Annotated in this window: 4 protein-coding genes and 1 pseudogene; 3 read left to right on the top strand and 2 right to left on the bottom strand. The window is 50.3% G+C overall.

Annotated elements, in window-relative coordinates; translation table 11 throughout:
* Positions 1 to 60: 60 nt before the first annotated feature.
* Positions 61 to 453, bottom strand: a pseudogene (gene msrA, locus PFRI_RS04015) (peptide-methionine (S)-S-oxide reductase MsrA); the annotation flags it as partial.
* A gap of 147 nt (positions 454 to 600) precedes the next feature.
* Between msrA and PFRI_RS04010 the strand changes: the two are divergent.
* Positions 601 to 1,314: a sulfotransferase-like domain-containing protein gene (locus PFRI_RS04010; protein WP_072629455.1), complete on the top strand. Its 714-nt coding sequence runs from the start codon at positions 601 to 603 to the stop codon at positions 1,312 to 1,314.
* A 3-nt stretch (positions 1,315 to 1,317) separates the two neighbouring features.
* On the opposite strand, the gene PFRI_RS04005 is transcribed toward PFRI_RS04010, so the two are convergent.
* Positions 1,318 to 2,538 carry an argininosuccinate synthase gene (locus PFRI_RS04005; RefSeq protein ID WP_072629454.1) on the bottom strand — a complete coding sequence of 407 codons (1,221 nt, stop codon included), beginning with the start codon at positions 2,536 to 2,538 and terminating at the stop codon, positions 1,318 to 1,320.
* Between the two features lie 116 nt (positions 2,539 to 2,654).
* Between PFRI_RS04005 and ilvA the strand changes: the two genes are divergently transcribed.
* Together ilvA and PFRI_RS03995 are read left to right on the top strand one after the other, a co-directional pair.
* On the top strand, positions 2,655 to 3,893 hold the full coding sequence (gene ilvA, locus PFRI_RS04000) for a threonine ammonia-lyase IlvA (RefSeq protein ID WP_072629453.1): 1,239 nt from the start codon (positions 2,655 to 2,657) through the stop codon (positions 3,891 to 3,893).
* Positions 3,894 to 3,902: 9 nt separating this feature from the next.
* Entirely contained in the window at positions 3,903 to 4,709 is an 807-nt protein-coding gene (locus PFRI_RS03995) for an SDR family NAD(P)-dependent oxidoreductase (protein ID WP_072629452.1), read from the top strand.
* The last annotated feature ends 156 nt before the right edge of the window (positions 4,710 to 4,865 follow it).

Below are 4,865 nucleotides of genomic sequence, written 5' to 3'. Positions count from 1 at the left end.
TCAGACAATTTCCGCGTCATAACCCATGAAAAAATTCGGGTTTTGGGGTAGCAGCGGTATAGAGACAAAAATCGCGGTGCGATAGCTGTCGCCGCGATCACAGAATTGACCTCCTGCATCTGTAGGATCGACAGAGCGGAAGAACATGTTCAAGAGTTGATCGCGTGACACCTTAGAGGGATCAAATTGAATTTGAACTGCCTCGTAGTGACCCGAGCCACCTTTGGTGACATCTTTGTAAGTCGGGTTCTTTTTCTTGCCGCCAGTGTAACCAGAGACGACTTCCTTAACGCCTGGCACCCGTTCGAAATCACTTTCGACGCACCAGAAACATCCACCGGCGACGGTCAAAATCTCTGTGCCTGCCGCTTGGGCGGGTTGAGAATGCATGGAGAGGCCGATGGCGATAAGTCCGGCGAGAATAGCAGGTTTGATTTGCTTTAGTTGGATCATGTCTGAACTCCTTTTCCTGACGCTAACGCCAGCAGGCCCGCGTAATCAATCGTGTGTCATGCAATGTCACGGCTTGGTGAGTGAACTTTACCGCTTGGCCTGTTTCGTTTCAGCGCTTAGCGTTCGCATGAATTGGGGGAGAACTCTGTGAAAATCGCCATGTGGTCCGGCCCGCGCAACCTCTCTACAGCGCTGATGTATAGTTTCGCCAATCGCAGTGACATGCGTGTCGTGGATGAACCATTCTATGCGAGCTATCTTGCGCAGACTGGATTGTCCCACCCTATGCGCGATGAAGTGATCGCGTCGCAAAATGTGGATGCGGAAGCTGTAATAGAAGAGCTTATCGGGGGTGACCCGAGCATTCACCACTATCAAAAGCACATGACTCAACACATGTTACCGACAATTGCGCGCAATTGGTTAACCGAGGTTAAAAACGTTTTCCTAATCCGCCATCCGGCGAGGGTCCTCGCGAGTTGGGCTAATAAGCACGATACGCCAAGCTTGGCTGACATCGGATTTAAGCAACAGTTAGAGATCTTTGAACATGTTGTCGCGCTGGGCGAGCGTGCACTTGTGATTGACGCCAGTGATATACGCATGAACCCCGAGGGTAGCCTTCGCGCGCTGTGCAGCTCGATCGATCTTGAGTGGGATCGCGCGATGCTCAGCTGGGACACAGGGCCGAAACCGTTCGATGGTGTTTGGGCCGCGCACTGGTATGACGCAGTGCATCGCTCTTCTGGGTTTGCAAAAGTTGAGAAGGATATGCCGCAATTGCGCGGCGATTTGGCATCGGTCAACGAAAAAGCGCTGCCACTCTATGAGAGACTGGCAGCGCATAAATTGCCAATTTAGTGTCTACTTTTTCAACCGACGCGCTCGCGCTGCAAGCAGTTTTAGGCGCAAAGCATTCAACTGAATAAAGCCAGCGGCATCCTTCTGATCATAGGCGCCTGCGTCATCCTCAAACGTCACATGTGCTTCGGAATAAAGGCTGTGATCGGACCAGCGGCCCACACAAGTTGCCGCACCTTTGTAAAGCTTTAGGCGCACTGTTCCGGTCACATGCTCTTGGCTTTTGTCGATCGCTGCTTGTAACATTTCGCGCTCTGGACTGAACCAGAAGCCGTTGTAAATCAGCTCTGCGTAGCGTGGCATTAGGCTATCTTTGAGATGGCCTGCACCGCTATCGAGTGTGATCTGTTCGATACCGCGATGCGCTTCAAGCAACACAGAGCCACCTGGAGTTTCGTAGATACCACGCGATTTCATACCGACGAAGCGATTTTCAACGAAATCCAAGCGACCAATGCCATGTTTTCCGCCAAGCTCGTTAAGCTTCGTTAAGATCGTAGCTGGGCTCATCGCCTTACCATTGATCGAAGCTGCATCGCCACGCTCAAACCCGACCTCAATAAATTCAGGTTCGTTCGGCGCATCCTCTGGCGCGACCGTGCGCTGATACACATAGTCAGGCGCGCTTACTGCTGGATCCTCGAGAACTTTACCTTCAGAAGACGTGTGCAGCAGGTTCGCATCAACAGAAAATGGCGCTTCGCCACGCTTGTCCTTGGCGATTGGAATTTGATGCTGCTCCGCAAAATCGAGCAGCTTGGTGCGGCTCGTCAAATCCCACTCACGCCACGGCGCAATCACTTTGATGTCGGGGTTAAGCGCATACGCGGCCAATTCGAAACGAACCTGGTCATTTCCTTTGCCGGTCGCGCCATGCGCAATTGCGTCAGCGCCAACTTCCTCAGCGATTTCGATCAAGCGCTTTGAGATTAGCGGGCGCGCGATCGAAGTACCAAGAAGGTACAAACCTTCATAGACAGCGTTTGCTCTAAACATCGGAAATACGAAGTCGCGCACAAATTCTTCACGCACATCTTCAATGTAGATATCCTTAACGCCCATTAATTCGGCCTTGGCACGCGCAGGTTCTAGTTCTTCGCCTTGACCGAGATCAGCAGTGAAGGTCACTACTTCGCAACCATATTCCGTCTCAAGCCATTTCAAAATGATCGAAGTGTCGAGGCCGCCGGAATAGGCCAAAACGACTTTTTTGGGCGCAGTCATCAGGGGTTCCTTTCAGGAGAATTTGAGCGCGCGATACCGTGTTTTTGGGATCGGAGCAAGGCGAGTGCTGATCTATAAAGCTTGAATGCCTCTCTGCGCTGCGTCAGACACAAAGAATGACAAGTTTTCAAGATAGAGCAATTCTCGCAGAGCACGCCATTCGCGCAGTTCTTCCGCCGACGCCTTTGCAGCGTAACGTACATTTATCCGAGAAATATGACGCGGAGGTTTGGCTTAAACGCGAAGATCTTTCGCCGGTACGATCCTACAAATTGCGCGGCGCATTTAACGCAATGCGCAAGGTCATAAGCAATGATCCCGACAAACGGAATTTTGTTTGTGCGAGCGCCGGTAACCACGCCCAAGGTGTAGCCTATATGTGTAAACATTTTGATGTGAACGGTACGATTTTTATGCCTGTGACGACGCCTCAGCAAAAGATCGAAAAGACCCGTATTTTTGGCGGCGATACGATTGAGATTAAGCTGATCGGCGATTATTTCGATGACACGTTGCGCGCGGCTCAATCGCATTGTGAAAGTGTTAAAGGACATTTTTTATCGCCCTTTGACGATGATGACGTGATTGAAGGCCAAGCAACCGTTGCCGTTGAGATCGAAGCGCAACTTGGTGAAATGCCGGATCGCATAGTTCTACCCGTTGGTGGCGGTGGCTTGTCAGCAGGTGTTCGTGGTTACATCGGTGCGCGAAGTGAAATGACTTTTGTTGAGCCGCTGGGAGGTGCCTGCCTTTTTGCAGCGTTGAGCGCTCAAGAGCCAGTTGATTTACCGCGTGTAGACACTTTTGCAGATGGTGCTGCGGTCGGTCGAATCGGTGCGCGCACGTTTCAAATTTTGAGTGATGTCCCTTTGTCGAACACGCTTCAAATCCATGAAGATAGACTATGCATAACGATGCTCGAAATGTTGAACATTGAAGGCATCGTATTGGAACCTGCTGGCGCGCTTGCTCTTGATGCTTTGAGCGATTTGAAAGAGCAAATCAAAGGCAAAAAAATCGTTTGTATCGCGTCGGGTGGCAACTTTGATTTTGAACGTCTTCCTGAGGTTAAAGAGCGGGCACAAAGATTTGCAGGGCTGAAAAAGTACTTCGTTCTTCGGATGCCTCAAAGGCCAGGCGCCCTGAAAGAATTTCTGAGCATATTGGGTCCAGAAGATGATATTAGCCGTTTTGAATACCTCAAAAAGTCGGCGCGGAACTTTGGTTCTATTTTGATTGGCCTTGAAACCAAGAAAGCTGAAAACTTTTCGCTTTTGCTTGCCAAGCTTACAGATGCTGGGTTTGCCTACACTGACATCACCGATGATGAAATTTTGGCACAATTTTTGATCTAAGGATCTGTTATGTTTGAGAATAAGACGGTTGTTGTAACAGGTGGTGCAAGTGGTATCGGGGCCGCATTGGTGCGTGCTTTTGCCATCAAAGGCGCGAATGTTTGTATTGCTGACCTCGATGGCAATGCCGCCGCTGATATTGCCCGCGAAGTTAACGGGATTGGTGTCCAGTGCAACGTCCGCAAGGAAGCTAATATTTGTGACCTGATCGCTGGTGCTCAAGACCGCTTCGGACCGATCGATATTTTCGTTTCCAATGCTGGTCTTGCCCAACCTGAGCCGGATCATGCCGCTTCTGCCAGTACTGAAACTTGGCAATTGAACTGGGAAGTCCATGTATTGGCGCATGTTTTTGCTGCGCGTCTCTTGCTGCCTGAGATGATAAAACGTGGCAGTGGCCATCTTGTTAATGTGGCGTCTGCGGCGGGGCTTTTGAATCAAATTGGTGACGCCGCATACAGTGCGAGCAAGCATGCCGCTGTGAGTTTCGCCGAGTCGCTTGCGATTACTCACGGCGATGATGGGATCGATGTCTCGGTCGTTTGTCCTCAATATGTTGCGACTTCGTTGATTGACATGAGCGATGATACCGAAGCTGTTGGATCGCTCATTTCTGCACAGACAGCTGCGGACAAGATACTCGAAGGTATTGCGGCAAAAGAGTTTTTGATTTTGCCCCACCCTCAAGTTGCACAGTATTGCAAAGCAAAAGGTAATGATCATGGGGCATGGCTATCTGGCATGAGAGGATTGCGCAGAAAATTTTTGCGTGAGTCCGAAAGCGGGGAGCTTAAGGACATGCATAAATTCGTTTGAATCACGCTGCGACAATCTTCTTGAGTTCGGATAAAAATAGCCCCTTAGATTCAATGAATGCGCTTTCGACTTCTCCTATACACAGAGTCCTCGAGCACCCGACTTTTGACGGGTTGACGTCTGACCGTAGAACGATTCAGCTAACCGCATGATCCG

The organism is Planktotalea frisia (assembly GCF_001890925.1).
Lineage (GTDB): Bacteria > Pseudomonadota > Alphaproteobacteria > Rhodobacterales > Rhodobacteraceae > Planktotalea > Planktotalea frisia.
The sequence above is the reverse complement of the archived record's forward strand: the minus strand, read 5'-3'. Positions and strand labels throughout refer to the sequence as shown.